This window comes from Methylosarcina fibrata AML-C10, from assembly GCF_000372865.1.
Classification (GTDB): domain Bacteria; phylum Pseudomonadota; class Gammaproteobacteria; order Methylococcales; family Methylomonadaceae; genus Methylosarcina; species Methylosarcina fibrata.
Genome location: NZ_KB889965.1, coordinates 2,603,722 through 2,630,300 on the forward strand (window position 1 = coordinate 2,603,722; position 26,579 = coordinate 2,630,300).

At 53.5% G+C, this 26,579-nt stretch carries 19 protein-coding genes, 2 tRNA genes and 3 rRNA genes; 6 read left to right on the forward strand and 18 right to left on the reverse strand.

Features of this window, described 5'->3' with window-relative positions; all coding sequences use genetic code 11:
* Positions 1-5: 5 nt before the first annotated feature.
* Both A3OW_RS0112275 and A3OW_RS0112280 read right to left on the reverse strand, forming a co-directional pair.
* Positions 6-962: an alpha/beta hydrolase gene (locus tag A3OW_RS0112275; RefSeq protein WP_020563739.1), complete on the reverse strand. Its 957-nt coding sequence runs from the start codon at positions 960-962 to the stop codon at positions 6-8.
* Between the two features lie 163 nt (positions 963-1,125).
* Complete coding sequence (locus A3OW_RS0112280) at positions 1,126-2,274, reverse strand: iron-containing alcohol dehydrogenase (protein WP_020563740.1); 1,149 nt, start codon at positions 2,272-2,274, stop codon at positions 1,126-1,128.
* Between the two features lie 199 nt (positions 2,275-2,473).
* Between A3OW_RS0112280 and A3OW_RS0112285 the strand changes: the two genes are divergently transcribed.
* Positions 2,474-3,412 (forward strand): AraC family transcriptional regulator, encoded by a 939-nt coding sequence (locus tag A3OW_RS0112285; protein ID WP_020563741.1) that lies wholly within the window; start codon positions 2,474-2,476, stop codon positions 3,410-3,412.
* A 613-nt stretch (positions 3,413-4,025) separates the two neighbouring features.
* Here A3OW_RS0112285 and A3OW_RS0112290 read toward each other — a convergent pair.
* From A3OW_RS0112290 to A3OW_RS0112315, 6 genes are all read right to left on the reverse strand, one after another.
* Positions 4,026-4,394 carry a DUF4186 domain-containing protein gene (locus tag A3OW_RS0112290; RefSeq protein WP_020563742.1) on the reverse strand — a complete coding sequence of 123 codons (369 nt, stop codon included), beginning with the start codon at positions 4,392-4,394 and terminating at the stop codon, positions 4,026-4,028.
* Between the two features lie 55 nt (positions 4,395-4,449).
* Positions 4,450-5,673 carry an aminotransferase class I/II-fold pyridoxal phosphate-dependent enzyme gene (locus A3OW_RS0112295; protein ID WP_020563743.1) on the reverse strand — a complete coding sequence of 408 codons (1,224 nt, stop codon included), beginning with the start codon at positions 5,671-5,673 and terminating at the stop codon, positions 4,450-4,452.
* A 12-nt stretch (positions 5,674-5,685) separates the two neighbouring features.
* A complete protein-coding gene (locus A3OW_RS0112300) occupies positions 5,686-6,642 on the reverse strand; it encodes an L-threonine 3-dehydrogenase (RefSeq protein ID WP_026223547.1) in 957 nt (318 codons plus the stop codon).
* Positions 6,643-6,784: 142 nt separating this feature from the next.
* Positions 6,785-7,969: a lipocalin-like domain-containing protein gene (locus A3OW_RS0112305; protein ID WP_020563745.1), complete on the reverse strand. Its 1,185-nt coding sequence runs from the start codon at positions 7,967-7,969 to the stop codon at positions 6,785-6,787.
* Positions 7,966-10,515 (reverse strand): ABC transporter permease, encoded by a 2,550-nt coding sequence (locus A3OW_RS0112310; RefSeq protein WP_020563746.1) that lies wholly within the window; start codon positions 10,513-10,515, stop codon positions 7,966-7,968. Before A3OW_RS0112310 ends, A3OW_RS0112305 begins: the two co-directional genes overlap by 4 nt.
* 3 nt (positions 10,516-10,518) lie before the next feature.
* Positions 10,519-11,211, reverse strand: a complete 693-nt coding sequence (locus A3OW_RS0112315; protein ID WP_020563747.1) for an ABC transporter ATP-binding protein — start codon at positions 11,209-11,211, stop codon at positions 10,519-10,521.
* A gap of 187 nt (positions 11,212-11,398) precedes the next feature.
* On the opposite strand from A3OW_RS0112315, the gene A3OW_RS26465 reads away from it, so the two are divergent.
* Together A3OW_RS26465 and A3OW_RS0112325 are read left to right on the forward strand one after the other, a co-directional pair.
* Positions 11,399-11,902, forward strand: coding sequence for a hypothetical protein (locus A3OW_RS26465; RefSeq protein WP_020563748.1), 504 nt, complete (start codon positions 11,399-11,401; stop codon positions 11,900-11,902).
* 159 nt (positions 11,903-12,061) lie between these two features.
* Positions 12,062-12,622 (forward strand): septal ring lytic transglycosylase RlpA family protein, encoded by a 561-nt coding sequence (locus A3OW_RS0112325; protein ID WP_020563749.1) that lies wholly within the window; start codon positions 12,062-12,064, stop codon positions 12,620-12,622.
* On the opposite strand, the gene lnt is transcribed toward A3OW_RS0112325, so the two are convergent.
* Complete coding sequence (gene lnt, locus A3OW_RS0112330; protein WP_020563750.1) at positions 12,612-14,141, reverse strand: apolipoprotein N-acyltransferase; 1,530 nt, start codon at positions 14,139-14,141, stop codon at positions 12,612-12,614. The two genes, A3OW_RS0112325 and lnt, sit on opposite strands and share 11 nt — an antisense overlap.
* An 88-nt stretch (positions 14,142-14,229) precedes the next feature.
* A complete protein-coding gene (locus A3OW_RS27870) occupies positions 14,230-14,469 on the reverse strand; it encodes a hypothetical protein (RefSeq protein ID WP_157385882.1) in 240 nt (79 codons plus the stop codon).
* 49 nt (positions 14,470-14,518) lie between these two features.
* Here A3OW_RS27870 and A3OW_RS0112340 point away from each other — a divergent pair, with 49 nt between their 5' ends.
* On the forward strand, positions 14,519-15,430 hold the full coding sequence (locus A3OW_RS0112340; RefSeq protein WP_020563752.1) for an SDR family oxidoreductase: 912 nt from the start codon (positions 14,519-14,521) through the stop codon (positions 15,428-15,430).
* A gap of 63 nt (positions 15,431-15,493) precedes the next feature.
* Here A3OW_RS0112340 and rrf read toward each other — a convergent pair.
* From rrf to tyrS, 6 genes are all read right to left on the reverse strand, one after another.
* A 5S ribosomal RNA gene (gene rrf, locus A3OW_RS0112345) occupies positions 15,494-15,609 on the reverse strand.
* A 148-nt stretch (positions 15,610-15,757) separates the two neighbouring features.
* Positions 15,758-18,649 (reverse strand): 23S ribosomal RNA (locus A3OW_RS0112350).
* A gap of 291 nt (positions 18,650-18,940) precedes the next feature.
* Positions 18,941-19,016 (reverse strand) — tRNA-Ala (locus A3OW_RS0112355).
* A gap of 65 nt (positions 19,017-19,081) precedes the next feature.
* Positions 19,082-19,158, reverse strand: a tRNA-Ile gene (locus A3OW_RS0112360).
* 64 nt (positions 19,159-19,222) lie between these two features.
* Positions 19,223-20,756: ribosomal RNA gene (locus tag A3OW_RS0112365) — 16S ribosomal RNA — on the reverse strand.
* Together the 16S, 23S and 5S rRNA genes with 2 tRNA genes alongside form the textbook arrangement of a ribosomal RNA operon.
* 500 nt (positions 20,757-21,256) lie before the next feature.
* Entirely contained in the window at positions 21,257-22,453 is a 1,197-nt protein-coding gene (gene tyrS / locus A3OW_RS0112370) for a tyrosine--tRNA ligase (RefSeq protein WP_020563753.1), read from the reverse strand.
* A gap of 215 nt (positions 22,454-22,668) precedes the next feature.
* On the opposite strand from tyrS, the gene A3OW_RS0112375 reads away from it, so the two are divergent.
* Positions 22,669-23,895, forward strand: coding sequence for a peptidoglycan DD-metalloendopeptidase family protein (locus A3OW_RS0112375; RefSeq protein WP_232422378.1), 1,227 nt, complete (start codon positions 22,669-22,671; stop codon positions 23,893-23,895).
* Positions 23,896-24,020: 125 nt separating this feature from the next.
* Here A3OW_RS0112375 and erpA read toward each other — a convergent pair whose 3' ends face one another.
* Positions 24,021-24,353 carry an iron-sulfur cluster insertion protein ErpA gene (gene erpA / locus A3OW_RS0112380; RefSeq protein ID WP_020563755.1) on the reverse strand — a complete coding sequence of 111 codons (333 nt, stop codon included), beginning with the start codon at positions 24,351-24,353 and terminating at the stop codon, positions 24,021-24,023.
* 64 nt (positions 24,354-24,417) lie between these two features.
* On the reverse strand, positions 24,418-25,449 hold the full coding sequence (gene argC, locus A3OW_RS0112385) for an N-acetyl-gamma-glutamyl-phosphate reductase (RefSeq protein WP_026223550.1): 1,032 nt from the start codon (positions 25,447-25,449) through the stop codon (positions 24,418-24,420).
* Positions 25,450-25,601: 152 nt separating this feature from the next.
* On the opposite strand from argC, the gene A3OW_RS0112390 reads away from it, so the two are divergent.
* Positions 25,602-26,579, forward strand: a complete 978-nt coding sequence (locus A3OW_RS0112390) for an NAD(P)H-quinone oxidoreductase (RefSeq protein WP_020563757.1) — start codon at positions 25,602-25,604, stop codon at positions 26,577-26,579.

Below are 26,579 nucleotides of genomic sequence, written 5' to 3' on the forward strand. Positions count from 1 at the left end.
GTGCTCTATTTGAGATTGGCGCGGAAGAAAGCCGCCAGCTTATCGAACGGAATCACATCCACCCGGTCGTACAAATCCGTGTGGACGGCACCTGGAATAATCATGAGTTCCTTCGGCTCCGCTGCGGCTGCGTAGGCGGTTTCGCTGAAATAGCGCGAGTGCGCCTTTTCACCGTGAACAAAGAGGATTGGACGGGGCGAGATTTCCTTGATGTAGGTCAGGATCGGCATATTCATGAACGACAGCGGAGTCGTGAGCGTCCACGAGCCATTCGAGTTGACCGCTCGTGGATGGAAGCCGCGCGGCGTCCTGTAGTAGTCGTGATAGTCCACTAGGAATTGCACTTCGCCGCCTTTCAGCTCATTCATAACCGGACCATACGCCGGTTTTCCGTTCTCCGCATCCTGCCAACGCTGCCTGCTCAGTTGCTCCAGCATGTGCGTGCGCTGTTCGAGGGTCACGCTGTCGTTGTAGCCCTTGGACATGAGCCGCGCCATGTCATACATGGTGCTGGCCACAACGGCCTTGACGCGCTGGTCCACGGCGACGGCATTCAACGCCATGCCGCCCCATCCGCAAATGCCGATGATGCCGATTCGCTCACGATCGACGAAAGATTGCAGACCAAGAAAATCAACTGCCGCGCTGAAATCCTCGGTATTAATATCCGGCGAGGCAACATTGCGAGGCTCGCCGCCGCTCTCCCCGGTATAGGACGGATCGAAAGCCAGTGTGACGAATCCGCGTTCGGCCATCGTTTGCGCATAAAGGCCCGAGGACTGCTCCTTCACTGCTCCAAAGGGACCGCCAACTACAAGCGCCGCCAGTTTGGCGCTAGCTTTTTTTGGCTGATACAGGTCAGCCGCCAATGTGATGCCATAGCGGTTCTTGAACGTTACCTTTTGGTGGTCAACTTTGTCGCTTTTCGGGAAGGTTTTATCCCACTCTTGAGTCAATTGCATGATGTTTCCTCCGTTTGAAGCTGGATTTGTTTGTGCCATAACGGCCTGTGAGCTAACCAACATTGCTGCACAGATAATGACGGCGCCTCGGATAAAATTTCTGCTAGGAATATAACTGTTCATTGAGGAACTTTCTTTTGATATCGAATTGAAAATTGAGTGACTACAAAGCAAGCTTCAGAATGATGGTCACCACTTCCGGAGTATAGATGTTGGCAATCCCGAAGATGCAAACGTTGCTCTGCACATTTTCAACAATGCGTGGCAGTTCGCCTTCCTTAATGCCCAACTGGGGCAAGCGCGTGGGGGTGCCGATCTTATTGAACCAACTTTCTAACGCCGCAATACCTTGCTTTCCGGAATCGGCACCAAACACGTTTTTGGCAAACCGCTCGAACTTAGCCGGGTTTCGGTCAAAATACCACTTCATCCAGGCCGGCACCACTACCGAGAGACCAGCACCGTGCGGCACGTTGAACAGTGCCGATAGCGAATGCTCGATGGCATGGTTGGGGTAATTGAAGCCTGCGACGCCGGAATAGGTCAGTCCATTCAAAGCCAAGGTCGCCGCCCAGGCGAATTGGGCACGGGCATCATAGTCGGCCGGATCGTCAAGCAGCGACTCAGTCGTCTCGATCACCGTGACGATCAGGGATTCGACCAGACGAGACTGCAACTTTGGATGCACGCTTGCGGTGAAATAAGCCTCGATCAGGTGAGCGATGACATCCGAAGCCGAATAAACAAGATAATCACGCGAAACTCCTTGCATGAGTGCCGGATTGACGATGGAAACCTTGGGATACAAGACTGAATCCGAGATAAAGAACTTTTCACTGGTTTCGTCATTGGTGACTACCGCGCCGGCGTTCATTTCACTGCCCGTTGCGGCTAACGTTAGGATAGCAAACAGGGGCAGCGCCGCCTCTATGCCGCTCTTGCCGACAAACAAATCCCAGACATCCTCGGCATAGCAAACCCCTGCGGCAATCGCTTTGGCGCTATCGAGTACCGAGCCACCGCCGACGCTCAAAATGGCATCGACCTGATGCTCTCTTGCCAAGGCGATGCCTTCTCGCACCTTCGAAATCACAGGGTTGCTGACGATTCCGCCAAGTTCGACCAAATCAATTCCCTTTTCGGCCAGGTTTTGCTTCACAAGATCGAACAGGCCTTCCCGTTTGATGCGCTCGCTGCCGTAGCAGAGCAGCACTTTTTTGGTGCCGTGATCGGCCAGATGCTGGCCGATCAATTGTTCCTTACCAGTACCGAATTCGATTTTTGTCGGATTGAAGAATGTGAAGTTTTCCATGTCATTGCCCTTTGTGTTAAATCAAATGCCCAACTGCACATGTTGCGATGGATCGAGATGTATTTTTCTCGAAATGATCCGCTCATCGATATACCAATTCTCCGTTTTTATTGCCTAATCCTACATGATGGCGGATTATTGGTTGGCATTAGTGCCTCAAGCGAATATTCTTCTGACCGTAATAGTTTAGAGATTAGATATGCCGACTCAAAATCAGCTTGGACAACAAGAAATGAAATCACTCGAGGTCGTGAGAGAAGCCATGATTGCAAATATCGGGCGATGGACAGTCGGCAAAACGGACTGTGCGACATCGATACCCAGCCTCGCTTTCTTCCGGCGCGAAGCGCCCGCGCCACCTGCAATGTGTTTGGTGGAGCCCAGCATTGTTCTCGTCGTTCAAGGAGAGAAACAGATGCTTGTAGGCGGTGAGGCTTACCCCTACAACATTTACCGCTTCCTGATCACTTCGCTGGACTTGCCAGCTAATTCACAAGTGGGTATGGCGAGCCCGGACAAACCCTGTTTGGGGTTGGTACTGAAGCTAGATTTCCACGTCATAGCAGAGATGATCGCGCATGGCGGGTTACCGTTCCCCATAGAGCGTTCAAATGACAGGGGAATCGGAATCGGTACGGTGACACTCGATTTACTGCAGCCATTCCGGCGCTTGCTGGATTTGCTTGATGAACCCAACGCGATTCCCGTACTTGCTCCGCTGATCGAGCGGGAAATTCACTATCGGCTGTTGATGAGCGATCAAGCCGCACGCCTGTGGCAAATCGCCTCGATAGGGAGCCAGAGCCATCGCGTTGCCAAGGCCATTGACTGGCTGAAAATGAATTACACCGCAACGCTCAGAATCGATGATCTCGCGGCTTACGCGCAGATGAGTACCTCCAGCCTGCATAGTCACTTTCGGCAACTCACCACTATGAGCCCGCTGCAGTACCAGAAATGGCTTCGATTGAATGAGGCAAAGCGATTGATGTTAAACGAAGACAAGGACGCTGCAAGTGCAGCGTTTCAAGTCGGCTACGAGAGCCCATCCCAATTCAGTCGTGAATATACCCGCCTGTTTGGAGCGCCACCTAAGCGCGACATCGCGAGGCTTCGCTCGCTAGAAAATCACCGATGAGGACTGTCAGCTTTGGGGAAATTAGGGGCTTTGTTGCATAAATCCTGTACCAAGTAAACTTCAACTAGATACAATTAAGTCAAGCCGGCATTCAAAACTCGCAAGCACAGCTTAGCATACTAATTTTTCCGAATTCTGCGGCTACCCCGAATTAGATGAACAAGAACAAGCTGCTTCATGGGAGAGTGCAGAACAGTCTCAGCGTTCGTTTCAGCTACCCGAAGGAATGATACTTCCTGAATACCGGAAGATAAATGAGCTGAAAAAACAATTAGGACAATTAAGCGAAGGACAAATCACGTTGATCCGGGATGTCCTTGCCTTAAGCCCACCTGTTGTCCCACGCCGTAAGCAGTAGAGATACCACCATCCCGAGAATGTTTAGTATCCCTTCGTTTCCAGCCCTCATCAAGCCGACTCCGGTTCCATTACACACATCTAAAAACTTTTACAGAATAATCAGTCCTTAGCCATTTCATAAATTCTGAGATTTCATTTCACAATTGTGAGATTTTTTCAAAAATTATGAGATCTGACACTAAGCCATTGAAATGACTTTCCGGAGTCCAACCGGCGAAGAAACCCGGCGTTCCCGGGGTCCGGAGTCAAGGCACTAATCTTGCCCGATCCGTTCCATTTCGGTTACAAGCCACCGTTCGAGCACTCTGACGATATAAGCCTGTTCGGCTTCGGTCAGCGCCCGGCCTTTGGGCAGCCGGTGCCATTTTTCAAGACATCCCCGGCAGCAGCAGGCGGTCGCATGCTGCGCAACGAACACCGGATGACCCCGGAACGGAGTCTGCTTGCCGTCGTTGGGCAAGTGTGCGGGCGCAAGGCGCCTCGTGACGAAATCCGCGGCATGGTCGAGAATCGCCGGAAGACCCTTGCTCTGCAAATAATCGAGCTCTTTCCTTTGCAAATGAAAACGGCTGCGGAACGGCGATTTCGACAGCGCGGCCCATAATTCGTCCGGATTTCTCATGGAAGGCATTTCCTAAAAACAAGCCGGGGCGGCCCGGCATGATTTAAAATCAAGGCTACCCTTTGAATGCGGCCAAAGTCGCCAGAAGATAATCGACGTCCTGTTCGGACTGGTCGGCCGACAGTTGCAGACGGATCTCCTGGTCGCCTTGAGGCACCACCGGATAATTAAGGCCGGTGGCCAGAATATCATTTTCCAGTAAATGCCCGACCAGCGCCGAAGTCCGGCCGGTATCCCGGACAAAAATCGGCACGATCGGATGCTCGCCCGGCAACGTTTCAAAGCCCGCCGCCATCAGGCCGCTTCTCAAGCGGGCGCTGAAGCGGCGCAACTTGTCCAGAAGCTGCAAGCCTTCGCTGCTATCGACGATTTCCAGGGCCGCCAGCGCCGCGGCCGCTTCGGCCGGTGTAATCGGATTCGAATAGATGTACGTCGGCGCCGTCTCGCGCAGATAGGCTATCGCCGTGGCGCTGGCGGCGACATAGCCGCCGTTGACGCCGAAACCCTTGCCCAACGTGCCGATCAGAAGGTCCGCCCGGCCGCCGGTAACTTCTTCGGTGCCCCGGCCGCTCCGTCCGAAAGCCGCCACTCCGTGAGAGTCGTCGACCAGCGTGATAATGCCTTCTTCGTAATTCTGTTCATGCTCCGCGCAGACGGCGATGATCCGGTCGAGCGGCGCGTGGTCGCCGCGCATGCTGAAAATGCCGTCCGTCACCACGCAGACGCGTTTGAACTGGCCCTTGCCGGTCTCCAGGATCTTGTTCAGCGCGGTCAAATCGAGATGACCGTACACGGCTTTCCGTGCCGGCTGAGCCAAGCGGATGGCATTGATAATGCAGTTGTGGTTGAGCTCGTCGCTGACGACCAGCGTGTTTTCCGTAATAAACTGGGGCAGCACGCCCAGCATCGTCGCGTAGGCCGCGCTGAACAGCATGGCCGCTTCGCGTCCGTGGAATGCGGCCAGCTTTTGCTCCAGCCGGCGATGCGGTTCAAAAGTGCCGCTGATAAAACGCACCGCGCCGGGACCGGTACCGAAGCGCTCGGCCGCTTCGGCTTCGGCCTCGATCAGGCGGCGGTCGAGCGACAGGCCGAGGTAGGAATTGGAATTCATGCGGAGGAAAGCGCGATCGCCGCAGCCTTCCAGAAAATAGCGCGGCCCGAAACCGTCCGTTCCCGGCTGGATGCCGGCAATGACTTTTTCCCGGCCTTTGGCAACGCCCTGCTCCTGTAATTGAAGTAATTTGTTGTTGAGCAACGGCTCTAGTTTGTTCAGCGGCATCGGAACCTCCCTCTAGCCTTTATGCAATTTGAGTTCGATCTGTTCCAGCATGTCCTTGACCATGACCGGCAAATCGTATTCGGCCCGCCAGCCCCATTCGACGCGGGCGGCCTCGTCGTTCATGTGCCGGGGCCAGGAATCGGCTATCGCCTGCCGCGCCGGATCGACTTTATATCGAATGCGGAATCCGGGGATGTGTTTTTGTATTTCCGCCGCCAATTGCTCGGGCGTAAAACTCATCGCGGTGACATTATAGGCATTGCGATGCCTTAACGCCGAGCCGTCCGCCTCCATCAACCGGACCGCGGCCCGTATCGCATCGGGCATGTACATCATGTCCAGCCGGGTATCGGCCCGAAGATAGCAGTCGTAATGCTGCGACGCCACTGCGGCATAAAAAATATCGACGGCGTAATCGGTCGTGCCTCCGCCCGGCAGCGCCTTGCTGGAAACCAGCCCCGGATAGCGCAGGCCGCGCGTATCGACGCCGAAGCGATGACAGTAATAGTCGCACAAGAGCTCGCCCGCCACCTTGGTGATGCCGTAGAGGGTGGTCGGCCTCTGAACGGTGACCTGCGGCGTATCGAGCGCCGGCGTTTCCGGCCCGAAAGCGCCGATCGAGCTCGGAAAGAAAACCGCGCAACGGTGCATTCGGGCCGTTTCGAGCACATGGATCAGGCCGTTCATGTTAATGTCCCAGGCCAGTTGCGGCTTTTCCTCGGCGACGGCGGACAGCAGCGCGGCCAGATGAAAGATCGTATCGCACCGGTATTCTTCGACGATCCGGTCCAGAGCCGCAGCGTTTCGAACGTCCAGATGGCAATAAGGATCGGACTTGACCAGGGCATCGCCCGGCGACTGGTTAAAGCCGGTGGCCACCACGTTATCGGCACCGTACCGGCTCCGCAAGGCGGCGGTCAATTCCACGCCGATCTGGCCGGTGGCTCCGATCACCAATATCTTGTTCATCGGCATCCTCTTTCCTTTATTGATTTCTTTTATTGTTCAAGCGACATCTCGAATAAACTTTCTTCATTTTTCCGGCTTTTTGAATTAGACAATCAAATGATCCGAAATGATTTCCATTTGGGCCGGTTTTTCAGCCGCACGCTCACCGATACCCTGCCAGTTCCACATAGCCCCGCCCTGAAACAGGCAGCCCCTCTTTCGTCCCGGCGATCCTGACTGCACCTTCCCAATAGCGAACGCTGACGTTCAGTTCCTGATCGTCGATGAGCGGGACGATTTCGACCGCCAATTGCCGGCCGGGAATCCTCAACCGCCAGCCGGACGGATAACGGATCTTCGTGCCGGGGCTTTGCCATTGACCGGTTTCCTCGATAATCACGTCCCGTTTCTTCAGCATGACTTTGCTGCCGTCGGCCCGCACCAGGGAGCCGGCGCTGAATTCGTCCGGCCGGCCGTCTTTTCGCCGCAAACGGTAAAACATCAGCTCGCTGTTGTCGGAAAATTGCAGTGCGAACCAGTCCCAGCCACTCTGTTCCTTCGACAGAGCGCTGGTGCTCCATTCCCGGTCCATCCAACTGTTGCCGGTTACCGGGTAGTCCTTGTCGGTAATACGAAGACTCCCCCGGGTCGTCAGGCGGGTATACGAATAATAGTAGGATGCATTGCCGGGCTCACCGCTTTTCCGGCTCAAGCCGTCCTCGCCCTGCAACACCGGACCTTTCTGCGAATCGAGCAAAAGATCGACGGCGAATCGGTCGCTTTCGGCCCGCAAACGCAGCGGAAATTCGGCAGGTCCCTCGGCTTGGGCCGACCAGTCGTACAGCCAGACATGATAAGGATCGGGCTCGGCTCCGGCCAATCCGTTGGCGGCCCGGCTGAAACGCTCGTCGGTATGGAATCGTTTTGCCTGGACGTCGGTCAGGGTCAAATGTGCCATATACAATTGACGGGTTCGCCAGGCGGACGGAGAGGTCCGGACTTTATCCGAGAGCGCAAACCGGAAAAAGGTCAGTTCGTAACCGAATGGCCGGCCGTCCGCACCGTCCAGGTTGCCGGTAAAATACCACCACTCGCTCCGGAAGGCGTCGTGCGCCCCGTGGTCTTTCGGAAAAACGAATGGACGGGGTTTCAGAGCCCGCTCGAAATGAGCCTCGTCGTTGGATAACAGATCGCTCAACGATTCGTCTTTCTGCGCCGCGGTCTCGCCGAAAGAGCGGTCGGCAACCGGCTCGATCCCGAAAGGAAACAGGGTATGCCAAAGGATGCTTGCGGCCGCCAACATCCCAATCAATACGGCAAAACCCAGCGCGATTCTGTTAACGTTCATTCCGTTCTCAACGCCTCCACGGGTTGGGTTCGGGCCATCCTGAGCGCGGGAATAATGCCGGCCAGCACGGCGGCCGCGACGGCCAAAATCAGCCCCTGATAAACGGGGGCGAAATCGGCATGAAACGCTAACGACCAGCCGAACGATCGCCGGTAGATGACAAAAATCAACAGATAAGCGACAAGATAACCGACAGGAATGGCGATGAGTCCTGCGGCGAGCCCCATCAAGCCGGTTTCGGCGGTAATCAACGCCGCAAGCTGCCCGGAAGTCATTCCCAATGCCCGAAGCACTCCGAACTCGCGCGTTCTTTCGAACTGGATCGCCATCAGAGCGCTGAACACGCCGACGAAAGCGATCACGGCCGATAGCCAGCGCAACGTGTCCGTCACCGTAAAGGTCTTTTCGAACAGTTCCATCGAAGCCTTGTAAATGGCCCGTTCGGATTTGACCGACTGATTCCCGGCCACCAGCAGATTGAGCTGATTTTCCAGCTTGTCAAGATCTGCTCCGTCTTCGGCGTAAACTCCGATGCCGGAATAACCCAAATCCGCCCAGTATGGCCGGTAATTCCCGCGGCTCATCGCCAGATGGCCCTGATCGCCGCTGTAGTCGGCATAGATGCCGATGATTTCGAACCACCGGTCGCCGCGGTCGGTCTGCAGCAGAATCTTTTCGCCGACTTTGACACCCTGATGATACGCATACGGTTCGGTCACCAACAGAGTGGGTTCCCGCTCGAACCGGTCCCAGAGCGTATCGTCGACCGGGTGTTTAAAGATGAAGCCCTTTCTTGATTCTTCATTCGTCTCGTAGACGGAAACGGCGGTCAGCCTGCCCTCGGCGATCACTTGCGTATGCAGGACGCTGCTGAGCCGGCGGACGTTGTCCAGTCCGGCAATTCGCGCCTTTAAGCGGCGGTCCGCTTCCGCCTGAGCTCCCGGCCGTTTTTCGCCGGGCAAGGCCACATAAAGATCGGCCTGAAGCGTCGTTTGCAGCCAGTCGGCCACGGTCCGGCGAAAGCTGTCGATCATCAGATCCATGCCGATGGTCGCAGCGACGGCAATCATCAGCGCGGCGATGGCTATCCCGGCCCGGCTGATCTCGGCCGAAACCAGACGCACCGGCAAGCGCGTCAAAATACCGGAAAAGCGGCCCAGAATCCGTTCGATCAGTTTCATCGCCCCCAGCGTCAATAACGGCGTCAGCAGCGCAAAGCCGAACAGCAGCAAAAAAATGCTGGCCAGGCCCAGGCCGATGCTTTTGCCGGAAGCCCAAGCGAGTCCAAGGCCGCCCGCGATAAAAATACAGCTCATCCAGGTCGCGATCCGGATTAATCGGCGTACATCCGACTCCAGCCGCGACCTGACCAATACCGCCGCCGGAGAAATCCGGGTCGCTTCAAAGGCGGGCGGCAAGACGGCCAATAGCGTGGCGGCAATACCGAGCAAGGCGCCTTTGGCCAGATGCCAGGGCGTAATCATTAACGCAGCCGACTCGATACGGAAATAAATATCGTTCAGCGTGGACGAAATCAGAATCAGCAGGCCCTGGCCCAAGGCGATGCCGAGGACGACGCCGAGCAGAATGCCGACGGCGGCCAGCGCCGATGCTTCGCCGATGATCAGGCCAAAGATCTGTCTTCGGGTGACGCCAAGCGCTCTGAGACTGCCGATCAGGCGCCACCTTTGCAGTACCAAGAAAGTCATCGTGTTATAGATCAGGAACATGCCGACCACCAGGGACAAGAGCCCCATGGCTTTCAAATTGATGGCGAAGGCCCGGGTCATCTCCCGTACGGCCTGGGACTGGCTGTCGACGGTAACCAGTAAAACGCCCGTCGGTAAGGTGCGGCGTATTTTCGCCGCGATGTCGGGCCGATCCTGATCGATCAGCACGTCGATGGCGTTGAGCCTGCCGAACGAGCCCAACAGTTCCTGAGCGGTAGCGATATCGGTCAAAACCAGCCGGGACAACAACCGTTCGGTGACTGCATCAACCGGAGTCATCAAGGCGATAATTTTCAGTCGGCGCCGCCCTTGACCGGTGTCAATCACCAACTCGTCATTGACTTTGAGCCCCAGTTCCAAAGCTGTCCGCCGGCTGATCAGCGCGGTGTCCGGCTCGGCCACCAGGCGCGCCAGCCAGTCTTTGGTATCGCCTACATTTTCCTGCATTTGCCAGACCGATTCGAACGATTTCTCGATGAAAGGATCGATCCCGATCAGCTTGAAGACCTCGTCGCTTCGGGTTGATACGCGGACGGAACCGTAGACTACCGGAGACAGGTGCCTCAAGCCTTCCTCGACTCTGAGCCGGCGATACAATGTTTCGTCCAGCCCCCCCTCGTCGGCAATGATCTTGTAATTGGCCGCTCCCGAAAACGCACGGGTGGCGCGCTCGAAAGTACTAAGCGAGCTTTCCAGCGCCAGATCGATGGCGATAACGACGGCCACGCCCAGCGCGACGCCCAGGATCGCCAAAGCCAGTTGCCACGGGTGACGCCATAAAAAGTTACGGCTTGCGCGATAAAGGACGGAACGCATCGGTTATTCCTCGGCCACCAGCGACTTGTTGCGAATGGACAGCACCCGGTCGGCCTTGCCCAGCACCTCGCGGCTGTGCGTCGCCATGATCAGAGTCTTGCCCGAGGTTCTGACCAGGTCATCGAACAATGCCAGAATGGCCTGGCCCGTCTCCAGATCCAGATTGCCGGTCGGCTCGTCCGCCAGGATCACGTCGGGGTCGTGAATCAGGGCCCGGGCGATCGCAACCCGCTGCTGCTCGCCGCCGGACAGACGGTCGGGGTAGGCCTCCCGGCGCTCGCCGAGTTCGAGCCTTTCCAGCAAGCCGTCGACTTTTTCCCGCAATTCCCGGCGGGAACACCGGACCAATTCCAGCGGCAACTGCAAATTTTCAGCTACGGTCAAGGTCGGGATCAGGTTATAGGCTTGAAACACGAAACCGATGTGACGACGGCGGAATAAAGTGCGGTCGTGTTCCGAAAGTCCGGCGATCTCGGTGCCGTTAATCACCACCTGACCGCTGTCCGGCTGATCGATGCCGCCGAGCAGATTCAACAAGGTCGATTTGCCGGAACCGCTCCGTCCGAGCAGGACGACAAACTCGCCCTTCATCACCCGCAGATTTACCTCGCGCAAAATCTCGTGCCGGGCTCCGGATTCCCGATAACTTTTGTTAAGATGATGCAGAGTGATTACGGGAAGGGCCGGTACAGTCATTGGGGTTTCAACAGCGCACGTTCAAGTTTGACGGAAGGTTCCGTCTTTTTGCTCTCGGTTATCAATAATCCGGATCTACAATAGATCGTTACCGTCGATTAGGGGTTCCTGTAGTGTAAACATTAATGCCGGAAAGAGTAAAATATCGCTTCCTCGTATCAACCGTTCTAACCATTAAAGGACTTTCATGCGTTGCTGCTTTTTAGCCTTGGCTCTTGCTTCCGTTTCGGCAAAAGCTGCCGACGGCCTTTGCCTCGACCGGGAACAAACCGTTTTTTCCTGCATAACCGACAAGTCTGCAAAATGGATTTCGGTGTGCGCTTCGCCGGCTCTGGATAAAAAAGACAGCTATCTTCAGTACCGCTTCGGCACGCGCGAAAAAATAGAATTGCAGTTTCCCGCCGACAAAAGTAACGCCATCGCGCAATTCAAATTCGATCACTATTTTAGATACCGGGTCGACCGTTCCGAATTATCGTTCGACATCGGCCCATATCGCTACTCAGTCTTTCACGACTATGAAGGCGACATCGAGCCTGCCGAGACCCGAGAAGGAGTAACCGTTTCAAAATCCGGCGCTCCGGAAAATGAAACTGAAATTCTTTGCGCCAAGCCCGCCGTCAATCGTTTATTGCTGCTCGAAAACGTCGTACCTTGCGACAGGGAAAGCGCCACGGCAAGCTGCGGATAATGAGCGGGTTCGCCTAAAAGCCACACGCTTTTTAGGGCAAAAAAGGCGAGCGGAAGCAAAAGCCCCGCGCTCATCGATTCTAATTTCGCTCTTTCCGAAGCATTGTTGTTACAATAATGGCTCGATCAGAAGAAGAAATTGATAAATCGATACCCTCTCATGGCTTGTTCATCAACAGGATATTTTCAGGAAAGCAGGCAGTCGGCCAAAGCCGGCTATATGGCGGTGCTGGTTTTGCTGGCCGGAGCGCTCAACGGCTGCGCGACGAAGCCGGTCAGCGTGCCGTTACCGTCCTTTTCACCGAAAGCTTACCGCTCCAGCCATCCCAACCCCAGGGCGGCTTACAACAGGCCTTATAAAATCAAAGGCCAGACCTATTACCCCTTGGCGTCGGCCATCGGTTACCGCGAGTACGGCATTGCTTCCTGGTATGGAGCGGAATCGGGCAATAAGACGGCGATGGGTGCCCGATTCAGACCTCAAGGCATTTCGGCCGCGCATAAAACATTGCCTCTTCCCACCAAGGTTCGGGTAACGAATCTGCAGAACGGAAAGTCGATTGTCGTGTTGGTCAACGACCGAGGCCCTTTTAAAAAAGGCCGGTTGATCGATTTATCCCAGGGTGCGGCGAAAAAAATCGGCTTACGAGGGCTGGCCCGGGTAAAAGTCGAATATTACGATGAAACCCAGGCGAGCGCCTCGTCGACCATCAGATATTGAAGTTTTTATCGAGGCTGCTTCGCCGCAATGGCCTCAGCGGGTACTTCTCATGAAAAACGATCAGACCGAGCGCCCAGGCTATCAACCAGATAATCGGCGTATCGCCCCATCGAGCATAAGGCGTCATGCCGCCCATCGGGTTGATTTTCCCGGTCAAAGCCACCGCTTTAAACAACGGCGCCCGGCTTTTGATCTTGCCGTCGGGACCGACGATGCCCGTCAGCCCGGTATTGGTAGCCCTTAACAAAAAGCGGCCCGTTTCCAGCGCGCGCATTCGTGCCAGTTGCATATGCTGATAAGGCTCGATTGAATTACCGAACCAGCCGTCGTTCGTCACGTTCACCAGATAGGCGCCCTCAGGCAGTCCCGCTCTGGCCCTGTCACTAAAAACGTCTTCATAACAAATCGAAGTAATGAAAGGATAGCCCCCCGCTACCAGCAACGGCTGATCCTTTTTTCCCGGAGTAAAATTGCCTAATTTGATTTTGAGGCTATTCAATAACAAGCCGGACAGCGGTTGCCACGGCAGATATTCGCCGAAAGGCAGCAGATGGGTCTTGCGGTACATGCCCTCGTTTTGCCCCAAGGTGACAACCGCATTATATTTTTCGCCGTCCGGACCATGCGCGGGAACGCTGACGATCAAATCGGCATCGTGCCGTTTTGCATCATCGCCGAGAGGAGAAATAAAAACTTCTTCGACTTCATCCAGATAGGCGGGTACCGAAGTTTCGGGCCAGACAATCACGTCGGAATCCCAATGCTGCACGGTCATCGCTTGGTATCTCTGAAGGGTGGATTCCCTGTATTCGGGACGCCATTTTTGATCCTGGGAAATATTGCCCTGGATCAACGAGACTTGAATCGGCTTGCCGATGGAATGGGTCCAGTTTACCGACTTTAAACCGGCTCCGATGCTCCATAAGCTTATTAAAATGCAGGCGATTAATCGTTTTTTTCTGCGGTTTTTAATCAGCATCAGAAGCAGAGCGGCACTCAAGGCCGCTATTAAACCGGTGCCGTAAGAACCGGCTATGGGAATAAAACCTGCCAATGGAGAGTCGATCTGGGAATAAGCCATTTGCAGCCACGGAAATCCGCCGAGAACCCACTGGCCACGCAGGTATTCAACCAATATCCAGATGAAGGGAAACATTAGGATCCTATGATTTTCCGATGCCGCCGGAGTCAGTGCGGCCAGCCCTGCCGCAAGTGCCGGAAACAAAGCCCAGAAAACCACGAACAACAAGGTCAGAAGGCTTGCTGAGGCAATCGAAGCGCCGCCAAAATGATGCATACTGACGAAGACCCACGACACGCCCAAGCCGAACATGCCCAAGCCGAATAAATAGCCCCGAAAAAAGGCTCTTGCCGGATTCAGATTTAAACAGACGGCGGTCAGAAATAAAAATGCCGTAAGGGAAAAACAGGAATAATCGAAAGGCGAAAAAGCCAAAGTAAACAAGAGGCCGGCCAAAAGCGAGCAGAAATCCCAGATTTTACTTTGTAACGGCGGCATATGATTAACGATATCGTGGAAACCCCGATCCCTTGTAAAGCGCAAAAAAGCGAACTCGCGTTTCAGGCAGGGATTCAGAGAATGGAAATCAGGTAAAAGCTCCAGCAGGCGGGGTTGGTAATCCGCCAGTTATTTTTCGATTCGAATCGCCGGATTTCTTCTCCAAAGCCTTCGGCAGCATTCGGCCGATTTGGCGGTTCCATTCTAAAAACAGTTCCCAAAGCTCTGATCGAGAACGGTTTAGTGTATCGAAAATAATTGAACAATCAAATCGGACAATAATCTCAAAAAAACCGGTAATAGCATTTATTCTAAAACCAAAGATCATTTTAAAGAAGAGTTACCCGGCATTTCCATTTCTAGATAAGGAGGGAATTATGTCCATAGAAAATAAAGCCCGTTCGGCTGGCGAGCAAAGTCCAAGTAAAAAATATCCGAAAAGCCCGATGCCCGTTCAACATCAGGAGCGTCCGGGCATTGAAGCAAAAATGACACCCAGGCCGGAATATCTGGCACGTGATTACAAAGGAGCCGATAAATTAAAAGATAAAGTCGCGCTGATCACGGGAGGAGATTCGGGTATCGGCCGGGCTGTTGCCATCCTTTTTGCACGCGAAGGCGCGGATTCCGCAATTACTTTTCTTCCGCAGGAACGGATCGACGCTGAAGAGACGCAACGGCAGGTCGAAGAAGAAGGCCGACGCTGCCTCCTGATTTCAGGGGACGTGACTGACCCGGAATTTTGTCGAAATGCCGTTGACAGAGTCGTTCAGGAATTCGGCAAACTGAACGTTCTGGTCAACAATGCGGCTTATCAGCAAAATCAGGAATCCGTCGAAAACATTTCGGACGAGCAATTCGATAGAACTTTCAAAACCAACATCTACGGTTACTTCCGTATGGCAAAGGCCGCGCTCGAGCACTTGCATGATGGAGATGCCATTATTAATTGTGGATCCATTACCGGTCTGGAAGGAAACAGACACCTGATCGATTATGCTGCCACCAAAGGCGCCATTCATGCTTTTACCAAATCACTGGCGCTGAATCTCGTAGAAAAAGGCATTCGCGTCAATTGCGTGGCACCGGGGCCGATCTGGACGCCGTTGAACGTCGCCGACAAACCGGCCGAAAAAGTCGCACAACACGGCGCGAGCACACTGATGAAGCGCCCAGCTCAACCGGAAGAAGTTGCGCCGGCGTTTGTCTTTTTTGCTTCCAATTGCGACTCGAGTTATATCAACGGCGAGGTTCTGACCCTGCTCGGCGGCGAAACCCGGGCCGCCTAAAGGTTTTTTTTCAGGCGAAAAAAAAACCCAGGGAGCGGGAGCTCTCTGGGTTTGGGATTAAGCGCTTGGCGATTCCCTACTTTCGCACGACAACCTGTCGCACTATCATCGGCGCTAAGCGGTTTCACTTCCGAGTTCGGGATGGGATCGGGTGGTTCACGCTCGCTATGGTCACCAAGCAAACGGGTGCGGTTGACGATGCGGGTCAACCTTCGGCGGGGCTCTCGCCCGGCCTTGGAAATCTGTAACAGTCGGTTCTCTCGCTTCAAAGCGTCAGCTGTTCCTGAAGGTGTCTTCTTCAGTCCACCCAAACCGATTGGGTGTTATATGGTCAAGCCTCACGGGCAATTAGTACACGTTAGCTGCACCCATTACTGGGCTTCCACACCGTGCCTATCAACCTGGTGGTCTCCCAGGGCCCTTTAGGGGACTTCAAGTCCCAGTGAGATCTCATCTTGGGAGGGGCTTCCCGCTTAGATGCTTTCAGCGGTTATCCTGTCCGTTCATAGCTACCCGGCCATGCCACTGGCGTGACAACCGGAACACCAGAGGAACGTCCACTCCGGTCCTCTCGTACTAGGAGCAGCTTCCCTCAAATCTCAAACGCCCACGGCAGATAGGGACCGAACTGTCTCACGACGTTCTGAACCCAGCTCGCGTACCACTTTAAATGGCGAACAGCCATACCCTTGGGACCTGCTTCAGCCCCAGGATGTGATGAGCCGACATCGAGGTGCCAAACACCGCCGTCGATATGAACTCTTGGGCGGTATCAGCCTGTTATCCCCGGAGTACCTTTTATCCGTTGAGCGATGGCCCTTCCATTCAGAACCACCGGATCACTATGACCTACTTTCGTACCTGCTCGACCTGTCCGTCTCGCAGTCAAGCACCCTTATGCCATTGCACTCATTGCATGATTTCCGACCATGCTGAGGGTACCTTCGTGCTCCTCCGTTACTCTTTGGGAGGAGACCGCCCCAGTCAAACTACCCACCAGACACTGTCCCCACCCCCGATCAGGGGGCCAGGTTAGAACTTCAAATAAACCAGGGTGGTATTTCAAGGTTGGCTCCACCAGAGCTGGCGCTCCGGCTTCACAGCCTCCCACCTATCCTACACAAGTCGATTCAAAGTCCAGTGTCAAGCTATAGTAAAGGTTCACGGGGTCTTTCCGTCTAGCCGCGGGTATACTGCATCTTCACAGCAATTTCAATTTCACTGAGTCTCGGCTGGAGACAGTGTGGCCATCGTTACGCCATTCGTGCAGGTCGGAACTTACCCGACAAGGAATTTCGCTACCTTAGGACCGTTATAGTTACGGCCGCCGTTTACTGGGGCTTCGATCAAGAGCTTCGCTTACGCTAACCCCATCAATTAACCTTCCAGCACCGGGCAGGCGTCACACCCTATACGTCCACTTTCGTGTTTGCAGAGTGCTATGTTTTTGCTAAACAGTCGCAGCCACCAATTTTATGCTACCTTTCTCGGCTCCATGAGCAAGTCACTTCACCTAACAAAGGCGTACCTTATCCCGAAGTTACGGTACCATTTTGCCTAGTTCCTTCAGCCGAGTTCTCTCAAGCGCCTTAGAATTTTCATCCCACCCACCTGTGTCGGTTTCGAGTACGGCCACTCGTAACCTGAAGCTTAGAGGTTTTTCTTGGAAGCAGGGCATCAATTACTTCGTCGCTCCGAGGAGCAACTCGTCATCACTTCTCAGGATTGAGCGCCCGGATTTGCCTAAGCACTCTCCCTACCAGCTTAAACTACCTATTCCAACAGGCAGCCAACCTAGCCTTCTCCGTCACCCCATCGCAGTTACGACCGGTACAGGAATATTAACCTGTTTTCCATCGACTACGCCTTTCGGCCTCGCCTTAGGTACCGACTAACCCTGCGTCGATTAGCGTTGCGCAGGAAACCTTGGGTTTTCGGCGTCAGGGTTTTTCACCCTGATTATCGTTACTCATGTCAGCATTCGCACTTCCGATACCTCCAGCCGACTTCTCAATCGACCTTCGCAGGCGTACGGAACGCTCCTCTACCGCGCATCTTACGATGCACCCGTAGCTTCGGTACACTGCTTAGCCCCGGTAAATCTTCCGCGCAAGCCGACTCGACCAGTGAGCTATTACGCTTTCTTTAAAGGGTGGCTGCTTCTAAGCCAACCTCCTGGCTGTCTGGGCCTTCTCACATCGTTTCCCACTGAGCAGTGATTTTGGGACCTTAGCTGACGGTCTGGGCTGTTTCCCTTTTCACGACGGACCTTATCACCCGCCGTGTGTCTCCCGTGCTCGCACTTGTTGGTATTCGGAGTTTGCATCGGGTTGGTAAGTCGAGATGACCCCCTAGCCGAAACAGTGCTCTACCCCCAACAGTGATACACGAGGCGCTACCTAAATAGCTTTCGAGGAGAACCAGCTATCTCCGAGCTTGATTAGCCTTTCACTCCAATCCACAGCTCATCCCCATCTTTTTCAACAGATGTGGGTTCGGCCCTCCAGTAAGTATTACCTCACCTTCAGCCTGGCCATGGATAGATCGCCCGGTTTCGGGTCTAATCCCAGCGACTGAACGCCCTGTTCAGACTCGCTTTCGCTACGCCTCCCCTATTCGGTTAAGCTTGCCACTGAGATTAAGTCGCTGACCCATTATACAAAAGGTACGCAGTCACCCCACAAAGGGGCTTCCACTGCTTGTACGCATACGGTTTCAGGATCTATTTCACTCCGATCTCCTCGGTTCTTTTCGCCTTTCCCTCACGGTACTGGTTCACTATCGGTCAGTAAGGAGTATTTAGCCTTGGAGGATGGTCCCCCCATCTTCAGTCAAAGTTTCACGTGCTCCGACCTACTCGTTTTCACATCGAACCCATTTTCGTGTACGGGGCTATCACCCGGTATCGCTGGACTTTCCAGACCATTCCACTAATCGAATCGACGCTTAAGGGCTACTCCCCGTTCGCTCGCCGCTACTAAGGGAATCTCGGTTGATTTCTTTTCCTCCGGGTACTTAGATGTTTCAGTTCTCCGGGTTCGCTTCCAGCACCTATGTATTCAGTGCAGGATGACTTGCTGATGCAAGCCGGGTTTCCCCATTCGGACATCCGCGGATCAGGGTGTGTTTGCAAACTCCCCGCGGCTTTTCGCATGCTACAACGTCCTTCATCGCCTCTTACTGCCTAGGCATCCACCGTATGCGCTTATTCACTTGACCATATAACCCCAATAAGTCTGAAGTTATCAGTCAGCTGACATTTTCGCTTGTTCTGCTTGAGAACGGGTTCGTATTCCCTTCTACGGCTTCCCCATGCCGAGATTCCTTACGAATCCCACACGCTTCCCCGTATCCGTTCACTCGAACTCGTCAGTCACTTCACCGCAGTGATACGGCGTCATGACTTTGTTACAGATTTCCACTTTGTTAAAGAGCTATCGATACGTTTCTGCATCAATTCGATAAAGTCTTTTATCCGAAGTTACCCTTCGCAAAACCTTATGGAATTGATGGTGGAGCCAAGGAGGATCGAACTCCTGACCTCCTGCGTGCAAGGCAGGCGCTCTCCCAGCTGAGCTATGGCCCCAGTATTCCAGGTTCCCTAGCCCGTCTTCCGGTCTTTACATGCACTTGCTTGCGTTCATGCAAAGATGGTGGGCCTAGGAGGACTTGAACCTCCGACCTCACCCTTATCAGGGGTGCGCTCTAACCAACTGAGCTACAGGCCCAGGCTCATTTCTCTTAGATCAAAATAATTTGTTGTGGATGCTCATGACGCGTCGGGCGTCTTTGTAAGGAGGTGATCCAGCCCCAGGTTCCCCTAGGGCTACCTTGTTACGACTTCACCCCAGTCATGAATCACAAAGTGGTAAGCGCCCTCCCGAAGGTTAGACTACCTACTTCTTTTGCAACCCACTCCCATGGTGTGACGGGCGGTGTGTACAAGGCCCGGGAACGTATTCACCGCGACATTCTGATTCGCGATTACTAGCGATTCCGACTTCATGCAGTCGAGTTGCAGACTGCAATCCGGACTAGGACCGGCTTTGTGGGATTTGCTGACTCTCGCGAGCTGGCTGCCCTCTGTACCGGCCATTGTAGCACGTGTGTAGCCCACCCCATAAGGGCCATGATGACTTGACGTCGTCCCCACCTTCCTCCGGTTTATCACCGGCAGTCTCCCTAGAGTTCCCAGCCGAACTGTTGGCAACTAAGGATAAGGGTTGCGCTCGTTACGGGACTTAACCCAACATCTCACGACACGAGCTGACGACAGCCATGCAGCACCTGTCTCAGAGCTCCCGAAGGCACTCTACGATCTCTCACAGATTCTCTGGATGTCAAGGGGTGGTAAGGTTCTTCGCGTTGCATCGAATTAAACCACATGCTCCACCGCTTGTGCGGGCCCCCGTCAATTCATTTGAGTTTTAACCTTGCGGCCGTACTCCCCAGGCGGTCAACTTAATGCGTTAGCTGCGCCACTAATCTTATCAATAAGACCAACGGCTAGTTGACATCGTTTACGGCGTGGACTACCAGGGTATCTAATCCTGTTTGCTACCCACGCTTTCGTACCTCAGCGTCAGTTTTAATCCAGGGAGTCGCCTTCGCCACTGGTGTTCCTTCCGATCTCTACGCATTTCACCGCTACACCGGAAATTCCACTCCCCTCTATTAAACTCTAGCCCTCCAGTATCAAATGCAGTTCCCAGGTTAAGCCCGGGGCTTTCACATCTGACTTAAACGGCCGCCTACGCACGCTTTACGCCCAGTAATTCCGATTAACGCTTGCACCCTCCGTATTACCGCGGCTGCTGGCACGGAGTTAGCCGGTGCTTTTTCTATCGGTAATGTCAAGCTGCCGGGTATTGGCCGACAGGTTTTCCTCCCGATTAAAAGTGCTTTACAACCCTCAGGCCTTCTTCACACACGCGGTATTGCTGGATCAGGCTTGCGCCCATTGTCCAATATTCCCCACTGCTGCCTCCCGTAGGAGTCTGGGCCGTGTCTCAGTCCCAGTGTGGCTGATCGTCCTCTCAGACCAGCTATGGATCGTCGCCTTGGTAGGCCTTTACCCTACCAACTAGCTAATCCAACGCAGGCTCATCTGATAGCGCGAGGCCCGAAGGTCCCCCGCTTTCCCCCGTAGGGCGTATGCGGTATTAGCTTGAGTTTCCCCAAGTTGTCCCCCACTACCAGGCAGATTCCTACGCGTTACGCACCCGTCCGCCACTCGTCAGCGCCCGAAGGCCTGTTACCGTTCGACTTGCATGTGTTAAGCATACCGCCAGCGTTCAATCTGAGCCATGATCAAACTCTTCAGTTCAATCTTTGTTGCCACTAAATAAGATCAGTGACCAATCTTGGCTCGACGTCAGAATCAAACGTAAATGACTTGAATTAACGTAAGTTCTTGTGTCGAATGTTTTTCAACTGCTCCGACATTCATCACAAGCACCCACACAAATTATTTTGATCGTTTTGTTAAAGAGCGTGAGGTTTTCACCCCGTTGAGTCCGACTATTATAAAGACCTTTTGCAATATGTCAAGACTTTTTTCATTTATCGCCTCTCTCCGAAAACCTCTTCAGGAGAGGAGAAGCGAGCCGCCTATTATAACCCGCCATTTCATTTTGTCAACCACCCCGTCGACTTTTTTCGCCTTCCTTGAAGGCTTCCAATTCCTTCAACCTCCTGTCGAGCCGGCTATTATAACCAACCCAAAATCCCTGTCAAGACCTCCCTGCCTCTTTCTTCGGCCTCCCTGACCCCTCCCAGCTCACCGCCAGAAGAAAGATGCGCATTATACGCGAATCCGCCAGACAATCAACTTTTAATTTTTATCCGCATGAATCGCCTCTTTCCCACCTGATAAACATGCTCCGTTCCGGCAGGAATCTCAAGTTTGGCATCGGCTATTCTTTCGCCATCGATCTTTACAGCACCCTGATTGATCATGCGTATTGCTTCTGACGTACTGCTGGTTAATCCTGCATTTTTTAGAATGCTGGCAATTCCATTTTGCCCCGAAACGACAGTCAATTCCTTCTCTTCGATTTTTTCAGGCATTTCTCCGCGCTGAAAGCGCGCTTCAAAACTTTCCAGCGCCGCACGAGCGGCCTGAGCATCATGAAATCTTTCAATGATTTCCTGAGCTAACTTGACTTTATAATCCCTCGGATTCGCGCCCAATTCGCATTCCTGCATCCATTGCCGAACCTCGGTCATCGGACGGAAACTCAGTAGTTCGAAATAGCGCCACATCAAACCATCCGAGATGGACATGATCTTGCCGAACATTTCATCGGGCGAGTCGGTGATCCCTATATAGTTATTGAGCGATTTGGACATTTTCTGCACGCCGTCCAATCCTTCCAGAATCGGCATCGTGATGACGACCTGCGGCTTTTGCCCAAAAATTTCCTGCAGATGCCGCCCCACCAACAAGTTGAATTTCTGGTCGGTCCCACCCAATTCGACATCCGCTTTCATAGCCACCGAGTCGTAGCCCTGAATCAGCGGATAAAGAAACTCGTGTATGGCGATCGGCTGACCGCTCTTGTAACGCTTGCTGAAATCGTCCCGCTCGAGCATGCGGGCAACGGTATATTTTGCCGCCAGTTGAATCAGATCGACCGGAGACATGGCGTTCATCCAGCTCGAATTGAACATGACCAGCGTTTTCTCCGGATCGAGAATTTTGAATATCTGCTGCTCATAAGTTTTTGCATTCTCGATCACTTCATCTCGAGTCAACGGCTTACGCGTCGCATTTTTTCCGGTCGGGTCGCCGATCATTCCGGTAAAATCGCCGATCAAAAACAAGACTTCGTGCCCGAGATTCTGAAACTGTTTCAGCTTATTGATCAGTACGGTGTGCCCCAAATGCAAATCCGGCGCAGTAGGATCGAAGCCGGCCTTGATTCGAAGAGGACGCCCTTCCTCGAGCTTTTTGACCAACTCTTGTTCGACTAAAACTTCATCCGTACCTCTTAACAGATCCGCCAATACGCTTTCTTGCAAAGTTTGTCTCCAGTCAAAAATGATATATACAAATGAATTATTATTTGAAGTTATTGCCTAACTGTTTATTATAAACATTTTTATCTGGCATATAATTGAAATAGTAAGCGGAATAGCCGTATAATCCGCTCCTAGAGTAAATATGGAAAAAGTTAAATCAATTAAAACAATTACTTATCTTATTTATTGTGAAAGTCAAGTTTTATGCGCCTTTTTTGATTAGCTTGGGACTGGCCCTGGCCGCAACGAATAGCGACGCCAAGTCCGCTCATCATAGCATTAAAAAACACTCGACAAGCTCCACCAAGCGCGCCAAATTGTCGGCACGCCGGAAAGGCGGCCATCAATCGTTCGGGCGGAAACGAAATTTGATCGCCGATAAATCTCCCGTGCAACCCACTGAAACCGATCTTCTTCAAAGAAGGCCGGTTACGCAAGAAGTTAATTATACGAAACTGTCAACCCAGCTTTATCCTATTACCGAAATCAGCCGGGACAGTCAGGGATCGCAGACAACTTCCGATCAGAATCGCATTCATTCGATCATTCTTCCCGATAGAAAATACAACTCAACCGAAAATACGACCGTCTTCGAATCGTCCCTGCATTTCAACAGCACCTACGGCGTCATCGAGAGTTCTTTTAGCGAGGCGGCCCATAAAGCCGGATTATCGGACGAGCTGATCGAAGAACTCACCCGGATCTTCGCCTGGGATATCGATTTTGCGTCCACTCTTCAACCCGGCGATCAATTCACCGTAATCTATAAAGAAGGGCGTTCTACGTATAGAAACAAGGATCGAGGTCAAATTATTTCCGCCGAATTCATGACCAACGGAAAAGTTTATACTGCGGTTCGCTATAAAGATCCCAACGGCATCGTGAGCTATTACACGCCGGAAGGAAAAAGCATGCAAAAAGCTTTTTTGAGCGCGCCGGTCGATTATGCGCGCATCAGCTCTCATTTCGACATCCACCGAAGACATCCGGTACTGAACCGCATCCGTGCTCATAAAGGAGTCGATTATGCCGCACGAACCGGAACACCGGTAAAATCGGCAGGAGACGGCATCGTAAGTTTCCGCGGCCGCAAAGGCGGCTACGGTCAGGTGCTGATCATTCAGCACGGGGAACATTACGAAACGCTATACGCTCATCTTTCCGGCTTCAAGAAGGGCTTGAAAGACGGCGATGCGGTCAGACAGGGGGATATCATCGGTTATGTAGGACAGACCGGCCTCGCAACCGGTCCGCATCTGCATTACGAATTCCGGATTGACGGAGTGCACCGTAACCCGGAATCGTTGCATCATGCCCCTTCAATCCCTATCGACAAGGATCTGATGGCCGATTTCAAATCCCAAACCCAACCCTATCTGGCTCAACTGTATCAGGCGAAAGCAAACAGTTTACTGGCCAGGAACCTGAGCAACACCGATTAAACCAGCCTCATCGTGGCATGCTCCGGCCGGCTCTCTTTTTTAAAACAATCCGTTTAAGTAAAAAGACTCGAGCGGCGATTATTGCTGAAAATCCGGAAAAAATCGCCCTCTCGCTTTACTCTCCATTATGCCGAAAAAGAAGACCCGCATCCGCACGTGGTAGTGGCATTCGGGTTTCGGATAACAAACTGAGCTCCGGAAACGTCTTCCTTGTAATCGACTTCGGCCCCTTGCAGATACTGAATGCTCATTGAATCGATCAAGACCGTTACGCCGCCGTTAACCACACGTGTATCGTCTTCATTGATTTCTTCGTCGAAGGTAAAACCGTACTGAAAGCCCGAGCAGCCGCCGCCGGTGACATAAACCCTCAGTTTCAGATTATCGTTTCCTTCTTCGGCGATCAGCTCGCTTACCTTGGCGGCCGCACTGTCTGTAAAAATGATTGGATCAGCCATAAACTCAAATTCTCGAAGTAAAATAGGACCAAATTATGACTATACCTACTGAAATAGTCAAGAATTATGGATAAAGCGCCACGGTTTTTAAACCGGTCTCTTCGTTAAAACCAAACATCAGGTTCATATTCTGCACCGCCTGACCGGCCGCACCCTTGACCAGATTGTCTATCACCGACAAGACGACGACCGTGCGCCCGCCCTGCGGCCGGTAGAGCGCAATCTGGCAGTTGTTGCTGCCTCGAACGTTGCGGGTATCGGGATGGGATCCGGAAGGCAGCACATCGACAAACAGTTCGTCGCGGTAGCGTTGCTCGTACAGGGACTGTAAATCGTCGACGGAGGTTTTCAATTGCCCGTAGAGCGTGGCGTGAATGCCGCGAATCATCGGCGTCAAATGCGGCACGAAGGTCAAGCCCACGGCCTTTCCGGCGGCCGCCTTAAGCCCTTGACTGATCTCCGGCAGATGGCGGTGCCCACCGACGGCATAGGCTTTGAAGCTTTCACCGCATTCGCTCATCAGGGTTGCCAGCTCCGCTTTCCGTCCGGCCCCGCTGACGCCCGATTTTACGTCGGCAATCAAGTGATCGCTGTCGATCAGATCGTTTTCGATCAAGGGCAAGAAACCCAACTGGACCGAGGTCGGATAACAACCGGGGCAGGCGATCAGCCGGGCCGTTTTGATCGCCTCACGATTCACTTCCGGCAAGCCGTAGATCGCTTCGGCGATCAAGTCCGGGCAAGCGTGCTCCATGCCGTACCATCGGCTCCACTCACCGGCATCCTTGATCCTGAAATCGGCCGACAAATCAATGATTTTAACGCCTCTTGCCAGCAATTGCTCCGCCATCCCCATCGCCGTACCGTTCGGCGTCGCAAAAAAAACCACGTCGCATTCGGCCAGAATAGCCACGTCCGGCGCACTGAAAGTCGCTTCGACGTATCCTCGCAAACCGGGATAAACCGCATCCACCCGCGAACCGGCATCGGCACGCGAGGTCACGACCGCTACCTCCACTTCCTCATGTAAAGCCAAAATCCGCAAGAGTTCGACTCCCGTGTAACCGGTGCCGCCAACAATGCCTGCACGAATCATCTGTTTTTCCTTGAGCCTCAATAATGACAAAGTCATATCATACCCGTATCCTGACTCAGTTTTTAATCATTTTTCTTTACCGGAAAACATCCAGGTATTATTGTTTTAGAGATTATTGGAAAAATGCATTCCCCTTGCAGGAGATTGAAAGCATGATCGCTATAGAAATAACCGAAGCCGGTGAACCGCAAGTTTTAAAACCGACCGAGCGGTCAATCCCTTCACCTGCCGAGGATGAAGTTCTGATTAAAATTGCCGCCGCGGGAGTTAACCGGCCCGACGTCATGCAGCGCCGGGGGCAGTACCCTCCTCCCGCCGGCGCCTCCGACATACCGGGACTTGAAATAGCGGGTACCGTTGCCGCGCTGGGAGAACAGGTAAACAATGTATCGATGGGCAACAAAGTCTGCGCCCTGGTGACCGGCGGCGGCTATGCCGAATATTGCACGGCTCCGGCATCGGTATGCTTGCCGATACCGAACGGGTTGACTTTCGTTCAGGCGGCCGCCCTGCCCGAGACATTTTTTACCGTATGGAGCAACGTGTTCGACCGAGCCGATCTTGCCGCCGGAGAAACCCTGCTCGTTCACGGCGGCGCCAGCGGCATCGGCACGACCGCAATACAACTGGCCAAAGCATTTGACGCCAAAGTATTCGTGACCGCCGGAACTGCCGAAAAATGCCGATTCTGCACGGAACTGGGCGCGGACGCCGCCATCCATTACCGGGAGCGGGATTTTGTCCAGGAAATCGAACGGCTCACGACCGGCCGTGGCGTCGACGTCATTCTGGACATGATCGGCGGCGATTATTTGCCGCGCAATCTCAAGTGTCTGGCTCCCGAAGGCCGGCTGGTGCAGATCGCCGTGCAACACGGCGCGAAAGCCGAAATTAACCTGGTGCCGGTCATGCAAAAACGGCTTGTCCTGACCGGCTCGACCTTGCGCGCCAGAGAAACCGCATTCAAAGCGAAAATCGCCAAAAACCTCTACGAACACGTATGGCCTTTATTGGAATACGGGCTGGTCAAGCCCGTCATTCATGCCACCTTTCCGCTGACGGAGGCGGCGAAAGCCCATGTCCTAATGGAAAGCAGCCAACACACAGGCAAAATCATTTTAACGGTATGA